The following is a 1,680-nucleotide window of genomic DNA, read 5'->3' on the forward strand; positions in this document are numbered from 1 at the left end:
CTTTCTAAACCTAATCAATCTGTGTGGACACTTATCGTGAATATCTTCGTATAAGGAGGTGATCCAGCCCCAGGTTCCCCTAGGGCTACCTTGTTACGACTTCACCCCAGTCATGAACCACAAAGTGGTGAGCGTCCTCCCCGAAAGGTTAAACTACCCACTTCTTTTGCAGCCCACTCCCATGGTGTGACGGGCGGTGTGTACAAGGCCCGGGAACGTATTCACCGTAGCATTCTGATCTACGATTACTAGCGATTCCGACTTCATGGAGTCGAGTTGCAGACTCCAATCCGGACTACGACGCACTTTTTGGGATTCGCTCACTATCGCTAGCTTGCTGCCCTCTGTATGCGCCATTGTAGCACGTGTGTAGCCCTACTCGTAAGGGCCATGATGACTTGACGTCGTCCCCACCTTCCTCCGGTTTATCACCGGCAGTCTCCCTGGAGTTCCCGACATTACTCGCTGGCAAACAAGGATAAGGGTTGCGCTCGTTGCGGGACTTAACCCAACATTTCACAACACGAGCTGACGACAGCCATGCAGCACCTGTCTCAGAGCTCCCGAAGGCACACCTGCGTCTCCGCTGGCTTCTCTGGATGTCAAGAGTAGGTAAGGTTCTTCGCGTTGCATCGAATTAAACCACATGCTCCACCGCTTGTGCGGGCCCCCGTCAATTCATTTGAGTTTTAATCTTGCGACCGTACTCCCCAGGCGGTCTACTTAACGCGTTAGCTCCGAAAGCCACGGCTCAAGGCCACAACCTCCAAGTAGACATCGTTTACGGCGTGGACTACCAGGGTATCTAATCCTGTTTGCTCCCCACGCTTTCGCATCTGAGTGTCAGTATCTGTCCAGGGGGCCGCCTTCGCCACTGGTATTCCTTCAGATCTCTACGCATTTCACCGCTACACCTGAAATTCTACCCCCCTCTACAGTACTCTAGTTCACCAGTTTCAAATGCAGTTCCGAGGTTGAGCCCCGGGCTTTCACATCTGACTTAATGAACCACCTGCATGCGCTTTACGCCCAGTAATTCCGATTAACGCTCGCACCCTCCGTATTACCGCGGCTGCTGGCACGGAGTTAGCCGGTGCTTCTTCTGTTGCTAACGTCAAGAGATAGCGCTATTAACACTACCCCCTTCCTCACAACTGAAAGTACTTTACAACCCGAAGGCCTTCTTCATACACGCGGCATGGCTGCATCAGGCTTTCGCCCATTGTGCAATATTCCCCACTGCTGCCTCCCGTAGGAGTCTGGACCGTGTCTCAGTTCCAGTGTGGCTGATCATCCTCTCAGACCAGCTAGGGATCGTCGCCTTGGTGAGCCATTACCTCACCAACTAGCTAATCCCACCTAGGCATATCTTGACGCGAGAGGCCCGAAGGTCCCCCTCTTTGGCCCGTAGGCATTATGCGGTATTAGCCATCGTTTCCAATGGTTATCCCCCACATCAAGGCAATTTCCTAGGCATTACTCACCCGTCCGCCGCTCGACGCCCATTAACGCACCCGAAGGATTGTTAGTGTCGTTTCCGCTCGACTTGCATGTGTTAGGCCTGCCGCCAGCGTTCAATCTGAGCCATGATCAAACTCTTCAATTTAAGATTTTGTGACTCAACGAATACTGACTTCAAAACTAATATTTACCGCTCTTTCGAAAAAGAACAGAAACATG

Annotated in this window: 1 rRNA gene; it reads right to left on the reverse strand. The window is 52.1% G+C overall.

Features of this window, described 5'->3' with window-relative positions:
- Window positions 1-51: 51 nt before the first annotated feature.
- Window positions 52-1,606: ribosomal RNA gene (locus FTW16_RS12785) — 16S ribosomal RNA — on the reverse strand.
- Window positions 1,607-1,680: the final 74 nt, after the last annotated feature.

The sequence above is a fragment of the Vibrio sp. T20 genome, from assembly GCF_007858795.1.
Taxonomy (GTDB): domain Bacteria; phylum Pseudomonadota; class Gammaproteobacteria; order Enterobacterales; family Vibrionaceae; genus Vibrio; species Vibrio satsumensis.